Origin of the sequence: Cytobacillus sp. T106 (assembly GCF_040492155.1) — a bacterium.
GTDB lineage: Bacteria > Bacillota > Bacilli > Bacillales > Cytobacillaceae > Bacillus_AB > Bacillus_AB infantis.
This window is the reverse complement of record NZ_JBEUMK010000008.1, coordinates 21,398-44,420: the sequence shown is the minus strand read 5'-3', so window position 1 is coordinate 44,420 and position 23,023 is coordinate 21,398. Positions and strand designations below refer to the sequence as shown.

The 23,023-nt window shown below is 47.2% G+C and carries 25 protein-coding genes; 7 read left to right on the top strand and 18 right to left on the bottom strand.

What is annotated here, in order from left to right; translation table 11 throughout:
- The 4 genes from ABU165_RS15075 to asnB form a co-directional block, all read right to left on the bottom strand.
- Window positions 1-837: a phytoene/squalene synthase family protein gene (locus ABU165_RS15075; protein ID WP_101550894.1), complete on the bottom strand. Its 837-nt coding sequence runs from the start codon at window positions 835-837 to the stop codon at window positions 1-3.
- Entirely contained in the window at window positions 830-2,299 is a 1,470-nt protein-coding gene (locus tag ABU165_RS15070; protein WP_129611892.1) for a phytoene desaturase family protein, read from the bottom strand. The genes ABU165_RS15075 and ABU165_RS15070 overlap by 8 nt, the downstream gene beginning before the upstream one ends.
- Window positions 2,296-3,828 carry a phytoene desaturase family protein gene (locus ABU165_RS15065; RefSeq protein WP_009794038.1) on the bottom strand — a complete coding sequence of 511 codons (1,533 nt, stop codon included), beginning with the start codon at window positions 3,826-3,828 and terminating at the stop codon, window positions 2,296-2,298. Before ABU165_RS15065 ends, ABU165_RS15070 begins: the two co-directional genes overlap by 4 nt.
- A gap of 140 nt (window positions 3,829-3,968) precedes the next feature.
- Window positions 3,969-5,816: an asparagine synthase (glutamine-hydrolyzing) gene (asnB, locus tag ABU165_RS15060; protein WP_311224618.1), complete on the bottom strand. Its 1,848-nt coding sequence runs from the start codon at window positions 5,814-5,816 to the stop codon at window positions 3,969-3,971.
- 455 nt (window positions 5,817-6,271) lie between these two features.
- On the opposite strand from asnB, the gene ABU165_RS15055 reads away from it, so the two are divergent.
- Window positions 6,272-6,835, top strand: a complete 564-nt coding sequence (locus ABU165_RS15055) for a DUF2777 domain-containing protein (protein WP_094768267.1) — start codon at window positions 6,272-6,274, stop codon at window positions 6,833-6,835.
- A 54-nt stretch (window positions 6,836-6,889) separates the two neighbouring features.
- Here ABU165_RS15055 and ABU165_RS15050 read toward each other — a convergent pair whose 3' ends face one another.
- The 13 genes from ABU165_RS15050 to ABU165_RS14990 form a co-directional block, all read right to left on the bottom strand.
- Complete coding sequence (locus ABU165_RS15050) at window positions 6,890-7,984, bottom strand: ABC transporter permease (protein ID WP_129611895.1); 1,095 nt, start codon at window positions 7,982-7,984, stop codon at window positions 6,890-6,892.
- Window positions 7,981-9,243: an ABC transporter permease gene (locus ABU165_RS15045; RefSeq protein ID WP_318060228.1), complete on the bottom strand. Its 1,263-nt coding sequence runs from the start codon at window positions 9,241-9,243 to the stop codon at window positions 7,981-7,983. The genes ABU165_RS15050 and ABU165_RS15045 overlap by 4 nt, the downstream gene beginning before the upstream one ends.
- 11 nt (window positions 9,244-9,254) lie before the next feature.
- Window positions 9,255-10,187, bottom strand: coding sequence for an ABC transporter ATP-binding protein (locus tag ABU165_RS15040; RefSeq protein ID WP_009794033.1), 933 nt, complete (start codon window positions 10,185-10,187; stop codon window positions 9,255-9,257).
- A 247-nt stretch (window positions 10,188-10,434) separates the two neighbouring features.
- Window positions 10,435-11,067, bottom strand: coding sequence for a response regulator transcription factor (locus ABU165_RS15035; protein WP_094768270.1), 633 nt, complete (start codon window positions 11,065-11,067; stop codon window positions 10,435-10,437).
- The gene (locus tag ABU165_RS15030) at window positions 11,064-12,170 is read right to left on the bottom strand and encodes a sensor histidine kinase (protein WP_022543596.1); all 1,107 of its coding nucleotides are present in this window, start codon (window positions 12,168-12,170) and stop codon (window positions 11,064-11,066) included. The genes ABU165_RS15035 and ABU165_RS15030 overlap by 4 nt, the downstream gene beginning before the upstream one ends.
- Window positions 12,171-12,243: 73 nt before the next feature.
- Window positions 12,244-12,420, bottom strand: a complete 177-nt coding sequence (locus ABU165_RS15025; protein ID WP_009794030.1) for a hypothetical protein — start codon at window positions 12,418-12,420, stop codon at window positions 12,244-12,246.
- 38 nt (window positions 12,421-12,458) lie between these two features.
- Window positions 12,459-15,383 carry a bifunctional diguanylate cyclase/phosphodiesterase gene (locus ABU165_RS15020; protein ID WP_318060227.1) on the bottom strand — a complete coding sequence of 975 codons (2,925 nt, stop codon included), beginning with the start codon at window positions 15,381-15,383 and terminating at the stop codon, window positions 12,459-12,461.
- Between the two features lie 206 nt (window positions 15,384-15,589).
- Window positions 15,590-15,949 (bottom strand): YisL family protein, encoded by a 360-nt coding sequence (locus ABU165_RS15015; RefSeq protein WP_009794028.1) that lies wholly within the window; start codon window positions 15,947-15,949, stop codon window positions 15,590-15,592.
- Window positions 15,950-16,082: 133 nt separating this feature from the next.
- Window positions 16,083-16,991, bottom strand: a complete 909-nt coding sequence (locus ABU165_RS15010; RefSeq protein ID WP_318060226.1) for a fumarylacetoacetate hydrolase family protein — start codon at window positions 16,989-16,991, stop codon at window positions 16,083-16,085.
- A gap of 113 nt (window positions 16,992-17,104) precedes the next feature.
- Complete coding sequence (locus ABU165_RS15005; protein ID WP_318060225.1) at window positions 17,105-17,311, bottom strand: P-loop NTPase family protein; 207 nt, start codon at window positions 17,309-17,311, stop codon at window positions 17,105-17,107.
- Between the two features lie 47 nt (window positions 17,312-17,358).
- Complete coding sequence (locus tag ABU165_RS15000) at window positions 17,359-17,613, bottom strand: P-loop NTPase family protein (protein ID WP_318060224.1); 255 nt, start codon at window positions 17,611-17,613, stop codon at window positions 17,359-17,361.
- The gene (locus tag ABU165_RS14995) at window positions 17,610-18,797 is read right to left on the bottom strand and encodes a DUF418 domain-containing protein (RefSeq protein WP_129611900.1); all 1,188 of its coding nucleotides are present in this window, start codon (window positions 18,795-18,797) and stop codon (window positions 17,610-17,612) included. The genes ABU165_RS15000 and ABU165_RS14995 overlap by 4 nt, the downstream gene beginning before the upstream one ends.
- Window positions 18,798-18,927: 130 nt before the next feature.
- A complete protein-coding gene (locus ABU165_RS14990; protein ID WP_318060223.1) occupies window positions 18,928-20,520 on the bottom strand; it encodes a long-chain-fatty-acid--CoA ligase in 1,593 nt (530 codons plus the stop codon).
- Window positions 20,521-20,683: 163 nt separating this feature from the next.
- On the opposite strand from ABU165_RS14990, the gene ABU165_RS14985 reads away from it, so the two are divergent.
- The 6 genes from ABU165_RS14985 to ABU165_RS14960 are packed head-to-tail and all read left to right on the top strand — an operon-like array spanning window position 20,684 to window position 22,622.
- Window positions 20,684-20,905: a spore germination protein gene (locus ABU165_RS14985; RefSeq protein ID WP_009794022.1), complete on the top strand. Its 222-nt coding sequence runs from the start codon at window positions 20,684-20,686 to the stop codon at window positions 20,903-20,905.
- 14 nt (window positions 20,906-20,919) lie between these two features.
- A complete protein-coding gene (locus tag ABU165_RS14980) occupies window positions 20,920-21,150 on the top strand; it encodes a spore germination protein GerPB (RefSeq protein WP_009794021.1) in 231 nt (76 codons plus the stop codon).
- Window positions 21,151-21,186: 36 nt separating this feature from the next.
- On the top strand, window positions 21,187-21,804 hold the full coding sequence (locus ABU165_RS14975) for a spore germination protein GerPC (protein ID WP_022543592.1): 618 nt from the start codon (window positions 21,187-21,189) through the stop codon (window positions 21,802-21,804).
- Window positions 21,801-21,977: a hypothetical protein gene (locus ABU165_RS14970; RefSeq protein WP_009794019.1), complete on the top strand. Its 177-nt coding sequence runs from the start codon at window positions 21,801-21,803 to the stop codon at window positions 21,975-21,977. The genes ABU165_RS14975 and ABU165_RS14970 overlap by 4 nt, the downstream gene beginning before the upstream one ends.
- Window positions 21,978-21,981: 4 nt before the next feature.
- A complete protein-coding gene (locus ABU165_RS14965; RefSeq protein WP_009794018.1) occupies window positions 21,982-22,359 on the top strand; it encodes a spore germination protein GerPE in 378 nt (125 codons plus the stop codon).
- Between the two features lie 44 nt (window positions 22,360-22,403).
- Window positions 22,404-22,622, top strand: coding sequence for a spore germination protein (locus tag ABU165_RS14960; protein ID WP_009794017.1), 219 nt, complete (start codon window positions 22,404-22,406; stop codon window positions 22,620-22,622).
- A 44-nt stretch (window positions 22,623-22,666) separates the two neighbouring features.
- Here ABU165_RS14960 and ABU165_RS14955 read toward each other — a convergent pair whose 3' ends face one another.
- Window positions 22,667-22,969, bottom strand: coding sequence for an HNH endonuclease (locus ABU165_RS14955; RefSeq protein ID WP_009794016.1), 303 nt, complete (start codon window positions 22,967-22,969; stop codon window positions 22,667-22,669).
- Window positions 22,970-23,023 lie beyond the last annotated feature (54 nt).

The following is a 23,023-nucleotide window of genomic DNA, read 5'->3' as shown; positions in this document are numbered from 1 at the left end:
TTATATTGTAGCGAGGAGCCTTGCTTTTTCTTCCTTCGTCACATAATTTCTTGCTCCAAATGAGTTATATCCGTTCTTCCGGATTTTATTAAGGATGGCCCTGTAAAGGACGGCAGCACCCTTGACTGGCGTCCTGGAAGAAGGAGGATACAAGTGGATCGTTTCCAGCGCTTCTTCATAATATTGCTCGGCGATTTTCGCCAGCTCCTCGAACAGACCGAAAAAAGCGGCATTCAGCTGGCCTGACTGCAGTTCTTCCTCCTTATATCCGTGCTTCTCCATCAATGCTGCAGGAAGATAAACCCGATCTCTTTTGAGGTCTTCTCCAATATCGCGAAGTATATTGGTAATCTGCATAGCCTGCCCCAGCTTAATGGCGCCATGCTTCAGCTGTCCCGCATTTTCAGGCGCAAGGACAGGAAGCAGCATCAGGCCGACCGTACTCGCCACATGATAGGAATAGTGAAGAAGTTCATCGACAGTATAATATCTTGATTTGTATAAATCCATCTTCTGACCTTCAATCATTTCAAAGAAAGGAGTGCTGTCCATGTCAAAGCTGACAAACACATCTCTGAGCGCCGTCCACAGCATAACATCTTGATGGGGCAGCCCGCCTTCGAGGAATACGGCAAATTCTTTTTCAAAAGCAGCCACCTCTTCCTCTGGACACGATCCTTCATCCACAATATCATCAACCCTGCGGCAAAAAGCATAAATGGCCCAGACAGCCCTTTTTTTCTCAGGCGGCAGGAAAGAAAAAGCCCGGTGAAATGTGGCTGAATTCTTTTTAATGACCTCTTCACAATATTGATAGGCCGCTGCAGCTTTATCCAACGATCGACACTCCTTCCGTTTGTGAATTCTTCTTATGCTCATGCTTTATATGGTCAGCCAGCATTTTTGCTCCCTGGAGGACAATAGGAATCCCCCCGCCAGGATGGACGCTCGCACCGACCGCATAGATGTTCTTTTCCTTGAAAGGCTTCAGCTGAGGGCGGAAGATACCTGACTGGAACAGGGAAGGAGCTATCCCAAAGCTTCCTCCTCCATACAGTCCCTCGCGGAGAGCATCCTCAGGAGTCCTGATCTTCATCCATTCTATATGTTCCCGCAGACCGGGGAAGCTATCCTTTTCAATCCGGCTGATGATCCTGTCAACATACTCATCCTTGCTGCTCCAGTCGATATGTTCTCCTGATGGAGCGGGTATGAGTACATAAAGGACGCTTTTCCCTTCAGGGGCAAGGGAATCATCGATCGCTGAAGGATAGAATGTATAATAAGAGGGATCATCCGGAAGCTGCTGCTGTTTGAAGATCTCCTCCATGCTTTTATTGAAATCACGGCCGATGAAAAACTGGTGGACCATCGCTTCTTCATAAACCTTCCCGATCCCGAAATATAGAAGCAGGCAGCCGGAGGAGGCTTTATAATTCTTCCTGCGGTCCAGCAGCTCTTTTTCCGCTACAGGAAAATCTCCGTTGAGGATAAAGGAGTCGTATTTTTCTTCCTGTCCATTGACGATGGCTCCCTTGGCCTCCCTGCCATCAGTGAGCAGCTTTTCAACACGGCTCCCAAGGCGGATTTCTATTCCCTTCTTCTTAAGCAGTTCTTCAAGCTTTCCAATCAGGCTGGCATAACCCCCTTTCACATAAAAAATGCCATGCTTGTGCTCACTATAAGACACAAGACTGTAGATGGCAGGGGTGCTCAGCGGATTGCCCCCGATATATAAAGTCTGCAGGGCATAGGCAATCCTCAGTCTTTCATCCTTGAAATAAGATGAAAGCTGTTTATCGACACTTTTGTGGGCGTTCATTCTCGCTAAAGAGGAAAGTGTCTCTTTATTCCAGAAGTCTCCCTTCTCCAAAAAAGGGCGTTCAAGAAACTGAGGCCTGCCCGTATGGAAACGATAGTCCATATCCTTCATAAACCTTTGAAACCCCGCGAGGCTTTCAGGGAATTTCCGGCTTATTTCCCGTTCCTGCTCGCCTATGTCAGCATGCTTGGTATAATCGGTTCCGTCCGGAAAAGTAATTTTATAGAGCGGATCCAGCCTTATCATTTCATACTGATCCCTCCCAAGCCCTGCTTCTGCCAGGATACTTTCAATCATATCAGGAAGCAGGACGATTGTTGGCCCCTGATCGATCCGGAAGCCGTCTTCCTCCATAAATGCAAGCCTTCCTCCAAGCTTATTTTCCTTTTCTAAGATGACGACTTCATGGCCATTGTCTGCCAGCAGCAGTGCAGATGTCATACCGCCGATCCCTCCGCCGATAACCGCCGTTTTCATAATGCTTCCTCCAGTCCCGGCAAGCTGCGGCCATCTTGTTCCGGCAATTCCAGCCCGTCTTTTTCCAGTATCATTTTTGCCGTAATCCTCGCCGACTCCAATATGGTCGGCAGCCCGCTGCCAGGGTGGGTCCCTCCGCCGACCAGCCATGTATTCCCCGCTTCCTCAAATCGGTTATGCGGCCTCAGCACCATCATTTGTGAAAGCTGATGCCCAAGATTAAAGGTCGCGCCTTTATAGACATGCAGATCTTCTTCCCAATTTTTAGGACTGATGATTTTTTCAAATTCTATATGATCCCTTAAGCCTTTAAAGCCGGTCTTCCTTTCTACAATATCCAGAACAAGATTCCTGAACTCTTCCTGCCTGCTGTCCCATTCAACGCCGCTGAAGTTATTCGGAACAGGTGCAAGGATATAAAGTGCTGATTTCCCTTCCGGCGCCAGTGTCGGATCTGTGGCAGATGGATTCTGGATATAGATGGAAGGGTCTCCGGACAAGCTGAGTGTTTTCGTAATTTCTTCTACATTCCTTTTGTAATCCCCGGCAAAGCAGATGGTGTGGTGCGGGAGGTCATACTGCTTATCGAGCCCGAGGTAAATCATGAACGTTGAACAGGAATATTTCTTTTTTTCGAGTTTGCGGGTTTTATATTTTTTCAGACTCCCCTCATTCAGGATCGTGCTCATCGCTTTGGCAAAATCGGCATTGATGATGACTTCATCAGCAGGTACCTTCTCACCTGATTCCAGGATGATGCCCCTGCTGTCACGGCCTTCCATCCAAAGGCTCTTCACGCCCTTGCCGAGATGGATCCTGCCCCCGTGCTCCATGGTGACTTTTGCCATCGCTTCGGGCAGCTGGTTCAAGCCTCCGATCGGATGGTAGATCCCATACTCATGCTCCATAAAGGAAAGGATCGAAAAAGCGCCAGGGCATTCCCAAGGAGACATCCCGAGATATTTAGATTGGAAAGTAAAGGCGAGCCGAAGCGTTTCACTGTCAAAATAACGGGAAAGCACATCATAAAGGCTCTTTCCAAGAGAAAGCTCAGGCAGCGCTTTAATGACCTTCCAGCTTAAATAATGCCGGTACCTGTCCATCCGTGATTGCAGGATGGGCATCAATGCTGACATTTTCCTCTCTGTATCTTCCATGAAACGGAGATAGCCGCTGCCGTTCCCTGGAAACTTTTCTTCTATTCTGCGGACCATTTCATTCCGGTCGCTTGTCATATGAATTCCAGTATCCTCAAAGACCAGTTCATACATCTCTTTTAATTCCTTAAGGTGCAGATAATCAGAGAGTCTTCGGCCGCTGGCTGCGAAAAGCTCTTCAGCAATATGGGGCATACTGAGAAAAGTAGGCCCGATGTCAAAAGTAAAACCGTTCTTCTTTATGCTCCCTGTCCTGCCCCCCAGATATGACTGCTTCTCATAGACATCCACCTCATATCCCCGGCTGGATAGGAGCATGGATGCAGCGAGCCCCCCGGGTCCGGCCCCGATGATTACGATTTTTTTAGCCATCTTCTGGCCTCCTTTTAAATTCCGATATTATACAATAGTTATACAAACATTATACAGAGATACTTTGAAACTGGCAATCTTTAAGGTATCAGGTCTCTTCGGATACAAAGAAAAGAACCTGCAAAAAGCAGGCTCCAGGGTCAATCAGCAATATTAATGTTGTATTCTTTAAACCATATTTCCATCTGGACAAGATGGGCAAGAAGCTGGGGCCCTGTCATCAGCTGGCCGAACCATGGCTCCTGGAAGGAATTCCCTTCTGTTTCGGTTATGTTCTTCAACTGTTCTTCATCAAAGAATTCATACAGGGCAGAGCTTCTGTCTGCCAGTATTTCGGAGAGCATGCCCTTTACAGCTTTCGTATACTCAGGATTATGGGTTTTCGGATACGGGCTCTTTTTGCGGTATAAAACCTCATCCGGAAGGATCCCTTCAAGAGCCTTGCGCAGGATTCCTTTTTCCCGGCCGCCGAGCATCTTCATCTCCCATGGGATATTCCATGCATATTCGACCAGCCTGTGGTCAGCAAACGGGACCCTTACCTCAAGGCTCGCTCCCATGCTCATCCTGTCTTTGCGGTCCAGCAGCGTCGTCATGAACCAGATCTTATTAAGGTAGAAAAGCTCCCTCCTTCTTGCCTCCTGAGCGGTTTCCCCTTCAAGCACAGGCGTCTCAGCAACGGTTTCCCTGTACTTGCTGTGCATATATTCTTCAAGCTGGAGCTTCTCCCTCCAATGCGGCTTCAGCAATTGCTGTCTTTCCCGGATCGAACGCATCCAAGGAAAGCCGCTGCGGTTCAAATCATCCTGGCGGTGAAACCAGGGATAGCCACCGAATATCTCATCAGCGCATTCACCTGAAAGACTTACGGTAAAATCCTGTTTGATTTTTTTACAGAACCACAGGAGAGAGGAATCGACATCAGCCATTCCCGGCAGATCCCTGACAAGGACAGCTTCCCTCAAATGTTCTGCCAGTTCGCATTGAGAGATAATGCTCGTGTGATGGATGGTCTGGAATTCTTCGGTCATCTTCCTGATAAAAGCTCCGTCAGAGTTAGGCTGGAATTCATTTGCCTTAAAGTGCTTATCATTATCTTCATAATCGATGGAATAGGTGTGCAGCGGCCCTTTTCCCTCTTCTTCATAGGCACGGGAAGCTACCGCAGTAATGGCACTCGAATCGACCCCGCCAGACAGGAAGGTGCATAACGGCACATCTGACACGAGCTGCCTTGTGACAGCATCTGTAAATAAATGCCTCACCTTTTCAGCTGTTTCCTCCAGATTGTCCGTATGCTCCGCACTTTTCACATTCCAATAGCGCCAGATTTTTTGCCCTTCCCTTGATAATGCCAGCGCATGGGCTGGCCTAAGCTCTTTTATTCCTCTAAAGACTCCGCTGCCAGGGGAACGGGACGGCCCGAGGCCGAATACTTCAGCCAGCCCTTCACGGTCAATCTCAGTACGCACTTCCGGATGGGCCAGGATCGCTTTAAGCTCAGAGCCGAAAATGATCCCCTTTGCAGTTTCTTTATAAAAAAGCGGTTTAACGCCCAGACGGTCTCTTGCAATAAACAGGCGATTTTCCTCCTCGTCCCATACGGCAAAGGCAAATATCCCATTCAAGTGCTCCAGGCAATTTTCTTTCCATTCTATATAAGCTGTCAGCAGAACTTCTGTATCAGAATGAGTGCTGAAAGAATATCCTTTTATAAGGAGTTCTTTTCGGATATCTTCTGTATTATAAAGCTCGCCATTATAGCAAATTGTATAAACGCTGCCTTTTGCCTGCCTGGACATCGGCTGTTTGCCGCCGGCAGGATCAACGACGGAGAGCCGTTTATGGCCAAATCCCGCATGGATACCGGTCCATACGTTTGTGTCATCCGGCCCGCGCTTTGCAAGTGTTTCCGCCATTTTCCCGACTGCTGCAGCCTCTTTTCGCAAATCTCTGCTAAAATCAATCCAGCCCGTTATCCCACACATTCTTCATCATCCTTTCGTCAGCGGAAATCAGGTAACATCCTTTTGCATGATGCCATTGTATGCAGGGCCTAGGAAATGGTTAATTGTCCCGTAAGGATGATTATTCAAAAATAATAATGTCAGAAAATCTGACCATCTTATTGATTTAGGCAGAGATACAGAACCGCTTTAATAGAAAGTTAGGTTTGCCGCATTACGCTTGCCTCCTTTTTCATGAACTCCTATTATTATTTCTGCCCTTTGAGGGCTTCATGAACATTCTTAAGGATCCAATGTAAATATATAAACTATTCAAGTATACTGATTGGCTATTTTTTTACCTGTGATCTTAACATTCACCAGGACTCCTGCCAGTACGATAGTCAGCGATTTTCATTCTTTGGAAGAGCTTAAGGTTATAAATTCCTGACTTTATGTCTAAAAAGGATGTTGAAGGAATCATATGGAGGTACAAGATGAACAGACAGCAGCGAACCAAACTCTATGAGTTCCAAACCCGGGCATTCACGCTGGGCACAGTCGAATGCATCAACGAGCAGTGGGTTTTTTTCGATGAAGAAACAGAAGAAGCCTCAATATTGGATGAATTCCTCCATCAGGAAATAGAAGTATTGCGGTATAAGCGGTGGAAAAAAGGTGTCTTATTTGAAAATGGGCGAATCGGACTTGCGGATGAAGTGATTTCACTGAAAAACCAGGACAGCATCCGGATGAAAAAACACCTCACCTTCTCTCTCGAAAGATTGCTGGATGAAGTGAATGATGATGCCTTTTATCAATTTGTCACCACCTTGAATTCACTTCAATTCTCAATCTTCGACTGCATTTACTGCTATAACCACTTGAACTTCCTGAATGACAGCGAGCGGAAAAACGGAGTCAACTTCATTGTTTTTGATAACCAGGAATGTATCTGCAATGTCCAGCACCATTTCTGCTATTACGAAAAAAAGAGCGACCGGTTCGAATTCACACTCAACACAGGAAAAAGACTCGTTATTGAAAAGATTACTCCTTGATAGAAATAAAGGCATGGATTTGAATAATCCATGCCTCTTCTATCTTCTCTTCCCTCATACATGTCTCTTCTCAATCAGCCTTATCCCAAGCCCCATGAGGATTACGCCCATCAATAGGAGAATCGCTACTGGATAAAGCATATCCAGGATTGAGTGGCCGGACACTACAGCTCCCTTCATCATCTCCATTCCATAAGTAATAGGTATGAAGCGCGAAATGCCGATAAGCAGCTCCGAGCTGACAATTTCAATCGGCCAGTACGCCCCCCCGAGCATAGCAAAGCTGACGCTGATCAAAGGAATGATGCTGTTGAACTGGCTCATTGTTTTTACGAGCCCCGTCAGGAAAATGGAAAGCGCGACAATGGAAAACAGATACGGAATCACAGCGATCAGCACCGTCCCGAACCTTCCATTAAAATCGATACCTGCACCGAATTTAAAGACAAGAAACACAAAAATGATTTGGATGTACCCAACTAAAAAGCTCCAAAGCAGATTCGCCATGTACATTTCCGCTTTAGACGTCGGTGATAAGATGAACCGGTCCCACAGTCCGGACTGCTTATCCCGAAGGATCTCGGCAACAGTAAAAGCCACCGTATAAATGGAAAAGAATAAAGTAAAGCCGAATAAAGACTGCAGCGGCTGGCTGTATTCAGCAGCATCTTTCTGATTGAAAGAGGATAGGCCAAGCTGAAAGGCCGGTTCTTTTTCCGCCTTCTGAAAGACCTTTTCAGCAGCTTCCGGATCGTCAGCAAGCTGGACAATCTGCTGTTCCTGCACTGATTTCATATAATAGCGTCCGATATACTGATTCAGCAGCTGCAGATTTTGCGAAGCCCCCGCATGGTAAATTACATAGGAATCCTGACCAAGCTCCAAGGCAGCCTCCGCGTTTCCTTCAGCCACTTTCTTCTTTGCCTCGTCTTCAGTCTGCAGGACGAACGAGAAAGTATCTCCATTGTTCAACTCTTCTATGATTTCCTCATTGCTTCCATCTGCCGAAGAATACATCGGAATCTCTATTTTCACAAATGCGGACTGCCCGGTAAGATAGGCAAACGCCATGCAGATGATCGTAGAGGCAATTAAAGCACCAGGATTCCTCAATGTCAGGAGGATCTTCCCCCATAGCATTCCAATCATGCCGCCTCCCCCTTTCTAGGCTGCAACAGCAGTGCAGCGAACAGCAGTATGGCAGAAAATACAGCAAGGGACCAGAGCTGGCCGGCCGTTTCTCCAAGCGGATAGCCCTGAAGGATTTTCATGTAAGCTGATATCCCCGCTCCCCCGGGCGAATAAGACCCAAGACTTTCAAAAATGCCGCCCAGCTGGGAAACAGGAAAAAAGCTCCCTCCCACAAAAGCAAATACAGGGACAAGAAAATTGCCAAACACCCGGCCGGCCCTTTCTGAACTGCTTCGATAGTTTACTGCAGAAAGCAGGCTGGCAAAACTTCCAATCATGATAGAAATGACGCCTGTAATGATCAGATAGTCCATGATATCAGGATAAGACACATCAAAAATGAGTGCCGACAGGCCGAAAAGAATATTCAGCTGCAAAAAACAAACGATGGCCGCAGCAGAAAAGATGCCTGAAAAGAAAATAGAATTGGGAACATCCGCAAGAAGAATCCTGTTGTAAAGATGTTCTTCCTTCTGGGTATAAGCAAAGCTGGCTGCCGTGGTTGCCACGTAGAAGACAAACATCATACTCATTCCAATGGCATAATAGCTGACAGAGCTGACATCCTTTACTTTGCTGACAGATTCAATTGCGCCAAGTTCATCGATGCCAGCCTCCTTGATATCAACAGCTGAAATCCCAAGCGTCTGGATTCCCTGCCATAAGGAGATCTGCTCCTGGAAATTGGCCAGAAAATCACGTATTACCCCTGCCCTGAGTGCATCTGAATCATTCAGCTGCAATTCAAGCTCCGGAAGGTCACCTTCCTTCAACAGGCTGTGCCGGTAATAATCTGTGGTAAAGCCTGACGGAATCGTCAGCAGCGCGCTGTATTCCTCCTGGCGCTCTGAATCCAGCTCCTCTGAAATATAATCCACGCCGATGCTCCGGCTGAATTCTTCATCGCCGAAAACTTCCTCAATCAATATGGCAGCAGGGTTGAACATTTCCACTGCATTTACAGCTTCTTCCTTCGCTTCATCGGGCATAGGGAAATTCTTTATCATGGCGGCTGCTTCTGCGGCACCAGCTTCATAATCATCCTGGACCCATACTGCAAGCTTGATATCAAGATCCGGGATTTCATCGCTGTTCAGCGCTCCGAGCGCATTCCCCAGGATGCAGATCAATACAAACGGCATCAGAAGAAGGATGATCAGTTCACGCGGCTTGCGCCAAAAAAGCAGGAGATCCTTTTTGATCATTTGAAAAAGCATATCCTTCCCCCCTAATCCCTGAGCTGCCGTCCGGTCAGATGCAGGAATACATCTTCAAGGGTAGGCAGTTCTATATTGACAGCTGTTACAATTGTGCCGGTTTGCTCAGCTGAACGGAATATATCCTTCAGCAGATGGACCTGTTTAGGAACGATGATGGTCGCAGTCTGCTCTTGTACAGACAGCTGCCTGATTGCGGCATGGTCCTCCAGCAGGCGGATGAATTCCCCTCTCATCAGGTCAACCTTTATATTGATTGCCTGTTCAGCAGAGAGGATGCTTTTTATTTCATCCTTTGTCCCGGAAGCGATGATTTCCCCATGGTCCATGATGTAGATCCTGTCGCACAGATATTCTACCTCTTCCATGTAATGGCTCGTATACAGGACAGTCATATTCTTTTCCCTGTTGAGCCGCTTTACAGTATCAAGAATATAATTCCTGGACTGGGGATCGATGCCTACGGTAGGTTCATCCATAATGACCAATTCTGGTTCATGCAGGAGCGCAGCACCGATATTCAGGCGCCGTTTCATGCCTCCTGAAAATGTTTTTACCAAATCCTTTTCCCGGTCCTCAAGGCCGATCATTTCCAGTACTTCTTCTGTTTTTTGTTTTAGCCTCTGTTTGGGCAAACGGTGGATCCTCCCAAAGAATTCAAGGTTCTCCCTTGCCGTCAGTTCATTATAAAGAGCAATTTCCTGCGGGACGACCCCGAGGATATTCCTTAGTCCGGACGGCTTCTGGAGGATGCTTTCATTTTTGACCCTTACATCCCCGCTCGTTGGCGATGTAAGGGATGAAATCATCGATATGGTTGTTGATTTGCCCGCCCCATTCGGGCCAAGGAGCCCTACAGTTTCTCCTTTTTCCAGATATAAATTCACGCCATTCACTGCGGTTTTATTCTTAAATTTCTTTATAAGCTCTACAGCCTCCAGCATTCCATCTCCCCCTTATCACCTTCAATATACAGCTTCAATGGAAAGCTGCACTACTGTCTTCCGTCATTAAAACCAGCCTCCCGATGTGACCTCCGTCACTTTTCAAGGAGATTTCCGATAAACAGGCATGGAAAAGGGGCTATCCCTATAGCCCCTGGTTTTTTTCGCAATATATTGCAGAATGAGGCAAACTAGAGACTGGCCCGCCATCCCTGTCCATACTTGTTTTAGAAAACATCTGCCAATCTTAGAGAATATCATTCTTGACTGCAAAAATCGCAAGCTGTGTCCGGTCCCGCAGATCCAGCTTCTGCAGAATCTGGGTCAAATGATTTTTTACTGTTCCCACTGACAGATACAGCTCATTTGCTATTTCCTTATTAGTTTTTCCATGCCCGATTAGCCTGGCAATATCACGTTCCCTGGGAGTAAGCGGAACTTCTGCCTCTTCGTGGCATGAATGGTCCAGAAGCTTCGGCATAACTTTAGCCGCAACCTGTTCGTGGATGCTGATGCCGCCTTCCAGGCAGCTCCTGATTGATTGCAGCAGGCGGGGTCCGTCAGAGGTTTTCAGCAAAAACCCATTTGTTCCCTCCCTTAAAGTCTGCAGTGCATAATCTTCGTCATTGAAAGTAGTCAAAATCAGTATCTTTACGGCTGGCCACCTTTTTTTGATCATCCTGGTCGCTTCTATGCCATTCATGACGGGCATTTGGATGTCCATCAGGATAATGTCAGCTCCATGGGATTCCATCTTTTCTATCGCTTCCTGGCCGTTTTCCGCTTCACCGGCTACAGAAAAGGCACCATCCTGTTCAATGATCATCCTCAGCCCCTGCCTGACAATCACTTGATCTTCAACTATTAATATCCTATTCAATTTTTATCCCCCTTTACAGGAATGGACCCCATGATGACAAACTGGCTGCCATCACAATAGATCTGGACAGTGCCTCCTGCCACATGGACCCTTTCCCTGATGCTTTTAAGGCCAAAGCTTTCGTGAATGGGGCCTGGGCTATGAAAGGCATTCCTGATTTCAAAGGATACCCCCCCAACAGAGGAGACACCCAGAATGACATCAACTTCTCTAGATTCGCTGTATTTAAGGCAGTTCGTCAAAGCCTCCTGAATGATCCGATATAAAGCTATGCTATGTATATTAGGAAGGACAAGGCTTAAGACCCCTTGCTTTGTTGTAAAACGGATCCGCAGGCTGCTTTCGCTCTCCAGCTTCCTCACCAGCTGGATGATGGCAGGGATTCCTTCAATCGCCTCTGATTTAAGGGCCCGTACTGCCCGCCTTGTTTCCTCCAGGCATTCCTCCACTGAATGCTTCATTCTGGCAATGCTGGTGTTATGCTCCTTAAGCAGCATGCTCTGCATTTCCATTCCCAGCGCTGTCAGCTTATGTCCGACAGAATCATGGATATCACGTGCAATTCTTGTCCTTTCTTCTGCCCTTGCTGCCCCTTCATTCTTAAGAGCCACCCGTTTGGCCTTCCGGTATTCTTCAAGCACCTGATCAAAAAGCTCCCTTAGCTCCTCAAGTCTGCAGCGCGCCGAATTCAGCCCGATGCAGGCGGCATATCCCACGCTCAGTGCGGCAATGGCCAGCGTGACCGCTATGACGGAAGGCCTGAGGAAAATCATGGTGAAGGCCGCCAGTAAGGCTGTTCCGCCCAGAAGGCTGTAAAAAGCGGCCGGCCGGATCGACTGGGCTGCTTCGTACAAGTAAAAAATCGCGGCCAACAGCAGAAAAGGCCATGCAGACCTATCCAAGTAAATGGCAATCAGAGGGAGATTGAGCATCATCAAGGAATAAAGGATGAGCTTCCTTTCAGTGACTGCAAGCAGGAAATAAGCTGCGAAAGATAAGGAACAGCTGAAAAGATAAATGGGGCGGGCTGTGTTTTCAATGAAAAAGAACAGACCGGCCCAAATAGCCGCCATAATCAGGAATCGTATATAAAAAGGTATCATCCGGTCCTCCTTCAAACTCAAGTACTACAGCCTGGACGGCCGATCAGACAGCAGCACCATGTCCAAAAAGTTTTCAAAACCCGTCAGGATTTTTTCCGGCTGCTTCCTCATTTTCTCGCTTTTTTATAGCTTCGAGCACTTCTTTCTGGGACAAAACCGGATGGCTGCTATACTTTCCGAATGCCTGGACAGCATAAGTGATTACAATCAGCACAACAATAAGAATGATCAAGATCCATGCTCCTGACATACTTCTCCCCCCTATACGGATCCAGTTCTTTGAATAATCTAGGACAGATTCAAAGCAGCTTTTTTGCCAAGCTCTTCTTCAAACTGTTCAGCGCCAAGCGGCCTGTGTATAAAGAACCCCTGGGCAAAATGGCATTTCAAGTCCTTCAGCAGGCGCATTTGCTCTGCGGTCTCCACTCCCTCGGCAACCACCTTGACATGCAGGCCTAGCCCCATGGTGATGATTGCATTCACAATGGCAATATCAGGCGAGCCGGATCGAAGATTATCTATGAAAGATCGGTCAATCTTCAATGCATCTATAGGCAAATGCTTCAAATAGCTCAAAGAGGAATAGCCAGTCCCGAAATCGTCAATGGCAACCCTTATGCCGTTCCTCTGGAGCTCCTGTATCACAAGGATGCTGTTCTCCATATTCCGGAGCATTGAGCTTTCTGTCAGCTCCAGAACCAGAAACTGCGGTTCAAGCATTGTTTCCTTCAATACCTGAAGGACCTTATGCACAAAACCCGGCTGCTGGAACTGATGTACAGAAACATTAACAGACACAGTTAAGCTCCCGAGCCCCTTATTATGCCATTCTTTCGTCTGTCTGCAGGCGGTCTGCAGCACCCAATGGCCTATTTCATTAATCAGGCCGGTTTCTTCAGCCAGCGGGATAAAATCACCCGGAGATACCAGTCCAAGCTTCGGATGATTCCAGCGGATCAGCGCCTCGCTCCCATATATGGCACCAGTTTCGAGATTGGTCAGGGGCTGATAGCAGAGAAAGAACTCTTTCTTCTGCAGGGCTTTTCTCAGATAGCTCTCCAGTTCCAGCTTAAGCAGCGTCTGCTCATTCATCTCCGTCGAATAGTATGTAAGCCTGTTTCCCCCCTGATGTTTTGAACGGTTCATGGCAATATCGGCATTTTTCATCAATGTTTCTTTTTCATGTCCATCACCGGGATAGAGGCTGGCACCTATGCTCCCGGTTATAAAGAATTCCTGCTCCCCGTAATAGACTGGGGAGGAAATTGCCTGCAGAATATGATTGGACAGCTTCGTGACCCGGGAGGAGTCCGCCTCCTTCGCAAGGATAAGCGTAAATTTATCTCCGCTGAACCGGCCGAAAAAGGATCCGGGAGGGAGGATTGCTTCAATCCTTCCGGCTATCTGCCTGAGTATCTGGTCGCCGGCATAATGTCCCAGGCTGTCATTAATCAGTTTAAAGCGGTCTATATCCATAAAAAGAACAGCAAGCGGGCGCTTCTTCTTCTTTGCCTTCTGCAGCAGATCATCAAGTTCTTCCATGAACTTCAGGCGGTTTGGCAGCCCTGTATCTTTATCATAATAAGCAAGCTGGGTCATTTCCTGTTCAATTCTCTTCTGCTCGGTGATATTCCTTCCGATGCAGTATATGCCTGCAGGCTCACCCTCCACAGTAATTGGGATATTCTTCAGTTCATAAAGATTCCTGGCCCCATTTTTTGATTGTATCTCGAGGTTATAATACTGCTCTTTACCATTCACCGTCCGGTAGAAATGCCTCCTGACCCTGGCCACATCCCGGCTGTCGATGAACCTGAGCGCCGGTTTCCCGATCACCTCTTTTTCATTGAAACCGAAGTTGCGCTTAAAGGCTGGATTAATGCTTGTAAAATTGCCCTGCATATCTGTCGAATAGACAAAATCGGCGTTGTTGTCAAAAAGGGACCGGTAATATTGCTCCGAAACACTTAAACTATTATTCAGCATCTTTATATCATCCTTGGAAGCATGCATCAGATGGGTTAAAGCAGAGAGGGTACGGAAATGCTTAGGTTTGGCATATTCACCAAACCCTTTGCGGACCTTCGTCACATGCTGCACTCCTTCTCTGATGGAAAGGTATGTGAAGGCATGTCCCACCATCTTCGGAGGACCATCTTCCTTTGCGGCAATTTCTCCATATGTAAAAAGTCCTGATACAGGAGCAATTTCCTGTAACCACGACAGCTCCTTATGAGTAAAATCAAGGAGGAATCCTTTTCTTGCAAGGCATGCATAGACAAAAAAGGCTTCAGCAGGCTTCCTCGCCAAATTTCGCAGATCTTTAACAGATGCCTCGATAATTTCATCAATATTCTGATAAGCAAATGCAAGCTTTTGTCCTTCTTTTACAGGGCGATTTACTTCAACTGCCCCATTTCCCAAAACTTTTGTTATGAAAATGGAGGCCTTTTCTTCATCCCCCTCCAGCAGAAAGGGAAATTCAATCCCTGATGCCGGCAGGCCCCTGACGAGCTCTTCCCCAAGATATTGCTTCAGAATCTGCAGCGGTTTCTTATCATCAATGCTAAAAATCTGATTATGCCGGGCTTTTGTGACTTTAAAGCTTTTGCCGATTTCCTGCCACTTGTAATTGCTGCCCGCTTCAACGATAAGCCCTTCGTTCTGGAGCACAGCCGCGGAGACTCCCCTCCCTGACGTTTCTCCGCCGGCAAAGACAACAGTTTCAGCCATATTCCTGTGATTCCCTGCCGCTCCTCCTGCAACTGCTATATCAGGACGGATATCATATACACCATCAAGGACTGCCTGCATATCAAGGTCAAATCCAGCCGAAAAGAGGATCAAGGCTTTGGCATCATATGAGGCAAGCGCCGAGGCAATGCTTTTGCCCATTTCAAATGGATTCCTGTAATCCCCGCTTTTAAACAGTCCTGTTTTCACCTGGGTTTCCTTGAATAATGAGAAAGTGATGACCGTCTCTCCTTCAAGCATTTTCCCATTGTATACCTCACCCGCAGAAGTACAGCCGATCATGGCTGCAGAAGGCAGATGTTCCTTCATTGTTTCCTGTATCTCATAAATATCCCTGCAGTCTTCTGCACCTGAGAATACCTGCACAAGGACATTAGGATATTCGCTGATTGCGTTTTCCTGTATATATTGAATCAGCCTGCTTTTATGTATATATCTACAGCTTAAAGTTAATATCATGATCTCCACCACAATTATGTTATTTTATCTATATGATAAAAATACCATATTTACCGTTAGATAACATTGCTATTATAGAAATATTGTATGAATAGATGTTTTCGCAGCATGTTAGAAGAGGAGCCGGAAGAGGAAAATACGGCAGGAGCGGTCTATACAGACCCAAACAAAAAAACTGCCGGAGCAGTTTTTTTGTTCTGTGCTTTTTATGCAAAAGGATGGAATCCAAGCGGCAGCCTCAGTCCGAGGTAGATAACCAGAATGGCAGCCACAACGAACTGGACCCATAGGATGGAAGTTTTCTTTCCTTTTGTAGTGCGGATGATGATCATTTCAATCATGGCAATCACCCATAAGCCAAGAAGTGCCTTCAGTACATACAGAAGATCGATATTGATCCCCGAAGTCAGCATCCAAATGCCCGTACCGATGATCAGCAGGTAAAAGAGCCTTAAGATCATCTGAACGACCTTTACACCTTTTGCTTTGCCGCTGTTATGCATTCCAAGCGCTGCGAAAAATAAGACAAGTGCTACAACCCAGGTAAAAATATGAGCGTGTGTCATTCACCAGGCCTCCTATTAAAAATTCGTTTAAATCATACCATATCTGCATGGAAAAGCCTAAGATAAACACAGCGCTTTAAAGAGCCGGCCATGATTTTGTGACATTTGTGTTAAAAAAATCATATTTTCCAGCTTAACCCTCTATCCTGTTGCGGAGCGTCCCTATTTTTTCCACGGTAACTTCCATTACATCTCCGGGGTTGAGAAAGCGCGGAGGCTTGAATCCCTTCCCTACCCCTGCGGGTGTGCCAGTAGCAATGATATCTCCCGGCTCAAGGGTCATTCCCTTTGATAGCTCGGAAATGATGACCTCAATTGGAAAAATGAAGTTTTCCGTATTGGAGCTTTGCCTTACCTCCCCATTGATCTTTGTCTCAATATCCAGCCTGCCTGGGTTTTCAATGGCAGATTTATGGACAATCCATGGACCCATCGGACAGGTGGAATCAAGGCTTTTTCCAATAAAAAATTGCTTATGCTTTGCCTGAAGATCCCTGGCCGTTACATCATTGATGATCGTGTAGCCGAAAACATGGCTGAGGGCTTCTTCCTCACTGATGCCCCGCCCAGCCTTTCCGATCACAACAGCCAGCTCGCCTTCATAATCCAGCTGCTCCGTCACTCCCGCATGCGAAAGCACTTCCTCTTCCGGACCCGAAACAGTTGTCGGCGCCTTTGTGAAAACCATGATATGCTCAGGTATGTCATCCTTGCTTCCCATTTCAATGGCATGCTCAGCATAGTTTTTCCCCACGCATAATATGTTTTTGACGGGCTTCGGAATTGGGGCCAGCAGCTTCACTGATTCGAGCGGAAGCAGAAGCTCCTTCCCTGCTTCATTGCCTTTGGCCCAATTCAGGAGCTCACTTGCATTATGTACGAATTCTTCCCCCATGGAGACTGCCTCCAGGAGCGAATCAGGGATCCCCTTGATCCCGCCCCTTCTTTCTTCCGCCTTAGCGAGGGGAAGAATCAGATCAGTCCCTTCTTCCAGGACCCCGATAAAAACACCTCTTCCATCTTCAGCAGTTGCAAATCTCAACCTCATCACCTCTATCTTTTTATATTTCTAGTATAATACAAATTTTCTGAAAGCGCCTTGATGGAAAACTGCGGACAGAAAGAGACCTGCAGGGCTTTCCTGCAGGCACATTCCTAAGGCCGGGTAAGACTGAGAAGGTATTCCTCTGTTTCCTCCGGACTATGGAATATATATACTTCCTTCCCTTTCGCAGCGGAAAGTTTGGCAAGGATGGCCGGTGCATTATCCTTCTTATAGCGGGCAATCCACTTTAAAAACTGCCAGTCGAGCTGTTCCGGGCATCCCTCTGCCATATCCGGCCTTGTGCGGCCATGATTCATGACTCTTCGTTTCAGGGCTCCATACAAACAGCGGACTGTAGAATAGTTCAGAAAGAAGATAGAATCAGATGCTTCCACCTCATGTCCATTGTTCCTCCATAGTTTCCATCAAGGATCCATTGCTCCTTCCGCATCAAACCTTTCTGAATCCGGATCCATTCCTCCCGCTCCGTCGGCACCCAGCCCTCGTGCCAGAAAAGGGAATCCAGATGGATCACTTCAATACCGGTCATTTCCCCAAGCCTTTTAGCGAAGGTTGATTTACCTGCCCCCGCAGAGCCGATGATGATGGCCTTTCTCATTTGCTTCTCCTGATCGGCGGCACTGACAGATAGGTGGCGCTTCTCCAGAGCCATTCAAACGGACCGTACTTGAACCTGGTAAGCCATAGCCTGCTTAGAAGGATTTGGAACAGATAGATCCCAACAGCAAGCAGCGTGCCGCCAGCCATAGAAATATCTCCATAAAAACCGAGGCCATAGCCGTAAAAAATCAAAGTACAGACAATCGATTGAAATAGATAATTGCTCAATGACATCCTCCCTACCCAAGTGAGCGGCATCAGCAGACGGCTGCCTTTTTCCGTATCAGCCAGCAGCGCAATCATAATTGCATAGGAGGCAGCAAGGAGCGGGCCCCCGAACAAATCCTGGAAATACTCTGTTGCCAGGTTGTCAGGACCAATATAAGGCACCAGTTTGATCAACAGTCCTGCGGCAAAGAACACCGCAAACATAATGGCTGCCCTCTTTTGGAAGTTCGCCAGCTTTTCCAGCAGCTTCAGCTTTGCCGCTCCGGCTCCGATCAGGAAAAGAGGCATAATCGACAGGAGCAGGATGATGAATGAAACCTCATTATTTACCATATACCAATCTGTGATCCTCTGTGATGTGATTTCCGCAAATGTCCCGTCCTTGTATACTTCACTCGATGAGACTGCTGATTCCAGGTCATATAAAGAAGTTTCGCTGTCCGGGACAAACAGGACTGTCACCAGCATCAGCAGGCCCATAAGCAGATTGGGCAGGATATACAGCAGTATTCCCGTTATCAGAAGAGCCTTCCCGGACAACCGGAAGAATAATAGGGCTATCAGGCCGAATACCGCATAATTCACCAGTATATCTCCATGCCAGATGAGAAATGCGTGCAGAATGCCCGCTGCCAGAAGGACAAGGAATCTTCTTGACCCTATGGCCGCAAAGCTGTAGCCCCTGTCTATTGCCCTTTCCCTCAAAATGATCACCCCGTATCCGAACAAAAGGGAGAATAAAGGATAGAAGCTCGCTTGGGCAAAAATATCGATGAAAGCATATACTCCTTTATCAAGAGAGCTGTCCCACCATCGATGAGGATCCAGATACAAAAGCGGGGAGTGGAAGGACATCATGTTTACGAGGAAGATGCCAAGTATAGCAAAGCCCCTCATGATATCAAGTGAAGCAATCCGGTCTTTTTCTTGTACAGGCAATAATTTATCAGGCATACAAATCTCCTTTTCATAGTCTACCTATTAATAATAGATAGGCAGGCTAAGAAAGTCCACCAGGATTTGCCAAGCCAGCCTTTTTGCCATAAAAAAAGGCCACAGTCCGCGGCCCTTTCTCATGTTTGCTTTAGTTGACAAAACGCCCGCCTTTTCCGTCAGCCTTCCAGTATTCTTGACGGAGCCGGATTTTCTGTATTTTTCCGGATGCGGTCTTCGGAAGCTCCTTCACGAAGGTCACACCTGTTATAGCTTTAAAATGAGCCAGCCTTTCCCTGGTAAACAGGATGAAGTCTTCTGCGGCTATTTCTGCATCTTCCTTTTTCACAATGAAGGCATGCGGCGTTTCTCCCCATTTTTCATGAGGCACGGCAATGACAGCAGCCTCGAGTACAGCCGGATGGTCATAGAGCACCCCTTCCACCTCAATGGAAGAGATATTTTCCCCTCCGGAAATGATGATGTCCTTCTTTCGGTCTACAATATCTATATTGCCGTGAAGATCCACAGTGGCCATATCTCCTGTAAAAAGCCAGCCGCCGCGGATCGCTTCCATCGTCGCCTCTTCATTCTTCCAGTAGCCTTTCATGACTCCATTGCTTCTTGTGATCACTTCACCTATTTGCTTACCGTCATACCTGACAGCTTCTCCGTTCTCATCAACAACCTTCACTTCACAGCCAATCATGCTATAGCCGGCTTTTGCTTTCATTCGGTATTGTTCTTCCTCCGGCAGATTTGATAGATGGGACCGGATAGAAGAAATTGTGCTGAGCGGGGAAGATTCCGTCATTCCGTACACCTGGATGAATTCCCATCCCAATTCCCTTTCTGCCTTTGCAACAAATGCCGGCGGAGGTGCAGAACCGGCAATGACTACACGAACATCTCCTCCTGCCGGCAGCTTGCTGCTGCCATGATATTGCAGCAGCGAATTAAGAACCGTAGGCGCCATATGGAGGACTGTCCCATTGTGCTTCCTCAGAGCCTGGAAGATGGTTTCAGGATCTGCCTTCCTCAGGCATACCTGGGATGCGCCGTTTGCAGTGTAATAGAAAGGCGACCCCCAGCCGTTGACATGGAACATAGGGAGCACATGAACAAGGACGTCCTTGTCGGTTACCCTGAGATGGTGCATCGTGCTTAAAGCATGAAGATAGTTATTCCGATGGGTGAGCATGACTCCCTTTGGATTTCCGGTCGTTCCGCTTGTATACAGCAGGTTGCAGACGTCATTCTCATCCAGCTGCACCCGGGGAAACCGGCCCTCTTGCTGCTCTTTGAGCCAATCATCATATCCCACTTCTGCCGTTTGGTCATTTTTATAATGGACAATAATTTTTTCAACTGTCTGGAGCTGTTCCTTGACCGGCAGGATAAGATGATAAAGATCCTGATCGGCAAACAGGACCTTCGCCCCGCTGTGGTTCAGTATGTAAAGATAATCCTCCGGCTTCAATCTGATATTAAGCGGGACCATGATGCCGCCTGTCTGGAAAACACCATAAAACCCTTCCAGCATCTCCACTGAATTCGGCGCAAGATAGGCAATCCTGTCGCCTTTTTCCACCCCAAGCCCCTTTAAGCCAAATGACAGCTTGTTCACCCGGCTGCCCAATTCTTGGTAGGTAAAGCTCCGTTCATCGGCAAAAATGGCTTCCTTATCAGCATACAGCGAAACGGCGCGGTCTAAGAATTGTGTGAGCAGCAATGGTACTTGCATAAGCAGCCTCCTTAAAAGTCTGAATTTACTGTCATTTTATCATATCTTACTTTTAATTACACAGCAGGATAGCTTCAGCACCATTATTTTGGGCTTTTTTATCACACTCCTGCCATAGGCACATACGATAGTACAGAAACTAATAGTCAAAGGATGTTTTAATATGCCGGCAATCGTAGGAGTCGCACAGGTAGTATCAATCGGAAGCAGTTCTGTCTTCCATATCGGGGATGTCTACAAAATCATGCCTCTTTCCAATGCCAAAACCTTTTCCGGCGCTGGCTCGTTCAATACCGGAGATGGTCTCAATGTCTATAACAGGCAGAGCACGACCAATACGTTTGACCAGGACGGGGTCGATCAGGGCAATTATTTCAATGCTTGACATAGGGTGATACTATGAATTTCTATATACAGCAAACAATACAGATTAACAACATTCGTATAGGCGGATTGACTAACTCATCAGTCTTCCAGATTGGAAGTGCAGGAATCATTAAGCCTGCTTCCTTTTTGTATAATACCGGGGGATTCTTGGAGCCTGCACCCCAGGCATCGTCTCCAGGGGGAACGCCAATCGAAGCGCCGGCAGTTCCCCTCACGCCGAGTGCCCCCGCTTATGCCAGGTAACGTCCAGGAAAACTATACAAGAAAAGGGGTGGCCGCTTGAATCAGGATTTTTACACGTATATGCAGAAACTCCATCAGTTTGTCCAGTATCAGGACAGCAGGATCAAAAAGCTGGAGAAATTGGCCGGCGAACTGCAGCAGCAGCTGATTGCACTCAAAGACCGCCCGCCGATACAGGTTGATACCATTGAATACAAATTCGACCAGCTGAAGGTTGAAACCTTGGAAGGGACACTGAATATCGGATTGAATCCGTCGGAGCTCCAGGGAATAGAAGACTTTGCCGTTAAAGGCAGCAATGTCTCTGTTCCGGCCAACCCGCAGGGGCAGATGCAAAGAATCGTGGAAATTGAGGAAGATATCGAAGCTTTCCTTGAGAAAGATCTGCCGCAAGTCTTTGCAGAAGCAGCCGCTGCTCTGGATATGGAGGCGGACTCTTCCTATCTTTCTTTCATAAAAGAAGATGTTAAAAAACAGCTGCCCAGCAGGGTTGATTACTATGTGAAGCAGGCTCAAAATAATCAGCAGATGGCAAGGAATCCCGAAGGCTGGTGGAAAGAGGCAGCTTCCCTGATAAAAGGGGAGATCCGCAACGGAGTGAAAGCCTTCCTTGGGAATCTGCCCGAAAATATGAAAGGGATGAAGAAAGAATGAACTTCGAGGTTTATAACAGAGACTTGAATGTAGGCAGCATCCGCGTACTCGGTGTATCAAGCTCCTCTCTGCTCATGGTCGGGGACACCCAGACCATCCAGCTTGCCTCAACCTTTGATACTCCGGCGGAATCCCTTATAATAGGACCCTTCGTGCCGCTGACTCCGGAGTGATGACATGCTTCAGAGAACAGCAATAGTCAATAAACTGAATGTGGATACCGTCTCTTTTTCCTCCATCTTGCAGGTGGGAGATTCTGAGTTTATACAGGCGTTTTCAAGAGCGCTTGCCGTACAGCGCCAAGCTGAGGTCTTTTTCGCAAATGAGGGAAGGTACAGTGATTATTCTATCTTTACAGAGCCCCTTCCCCTTCCAGCCCTTGAAGATCCCCTTCAAATGTATGTACATCAGGGCAAACCAGCCATTAAAGTGGATTCTATAGATATTATCGGTATATCAGCTTCATCACTGGTTCATATCGGAAACAGCGGCCATGTTTCTATGGAGTCGCGCGTCAAGCATATCCGCCAGCTCCTGCCTCTTCAGGAAACCTGACCGAAGGGGCGGAGAAGCAATGCCAGAAAAAAGGAAGTGGTACAATGCCTGCAATCATCGGACCTGTGCAGATTGTCAACGTTGGAGGGGGAATTGTGCAATTCGGGGATGCCCTGTACATCTCCCCAAAAAATAACTCCAAATCAACGAGCGGCCAGGGCGCCTTCAATACGGGCGGATTCATCATCACAAATAACGGCCTCAATGCCAGCAATGTACTTGACACCAATCTGATAGATCAGCCAAACGTCGGGAATAACTAAGGGCTTCCGTTCCTTCCGGCGTCATAACAGCAGCCTTTGCAATCTCAATTTTTTCTTGCATTCGATTTTTTAGCCTTCGTCAGCTTTGATGAAGGCTGTTTTTTAATCCACTTCAGATACTTGGCTATCTGGGGATCATCCTTCAAAAGTTCGATCGTATTCAGCCTCACTGCCAATTCAGAATTCGGGTATAAAGCATGGATCTGCTTATGACACGGAATGCATAGATTGGCCGTCGGCAGGAATGTTCCGCCGAACTCCTTCGGTGTTAGATGATGGACCGTCACTGCGACAGGCTTACGTCCGCAGAGCTCGCATATACCCTCTGCATGGCTTTTTTTCCCCATGTGGTCAGCTCCTTCCCCAACTTCATCTTAATGAACAAAAAAGCAAAAGAGTCT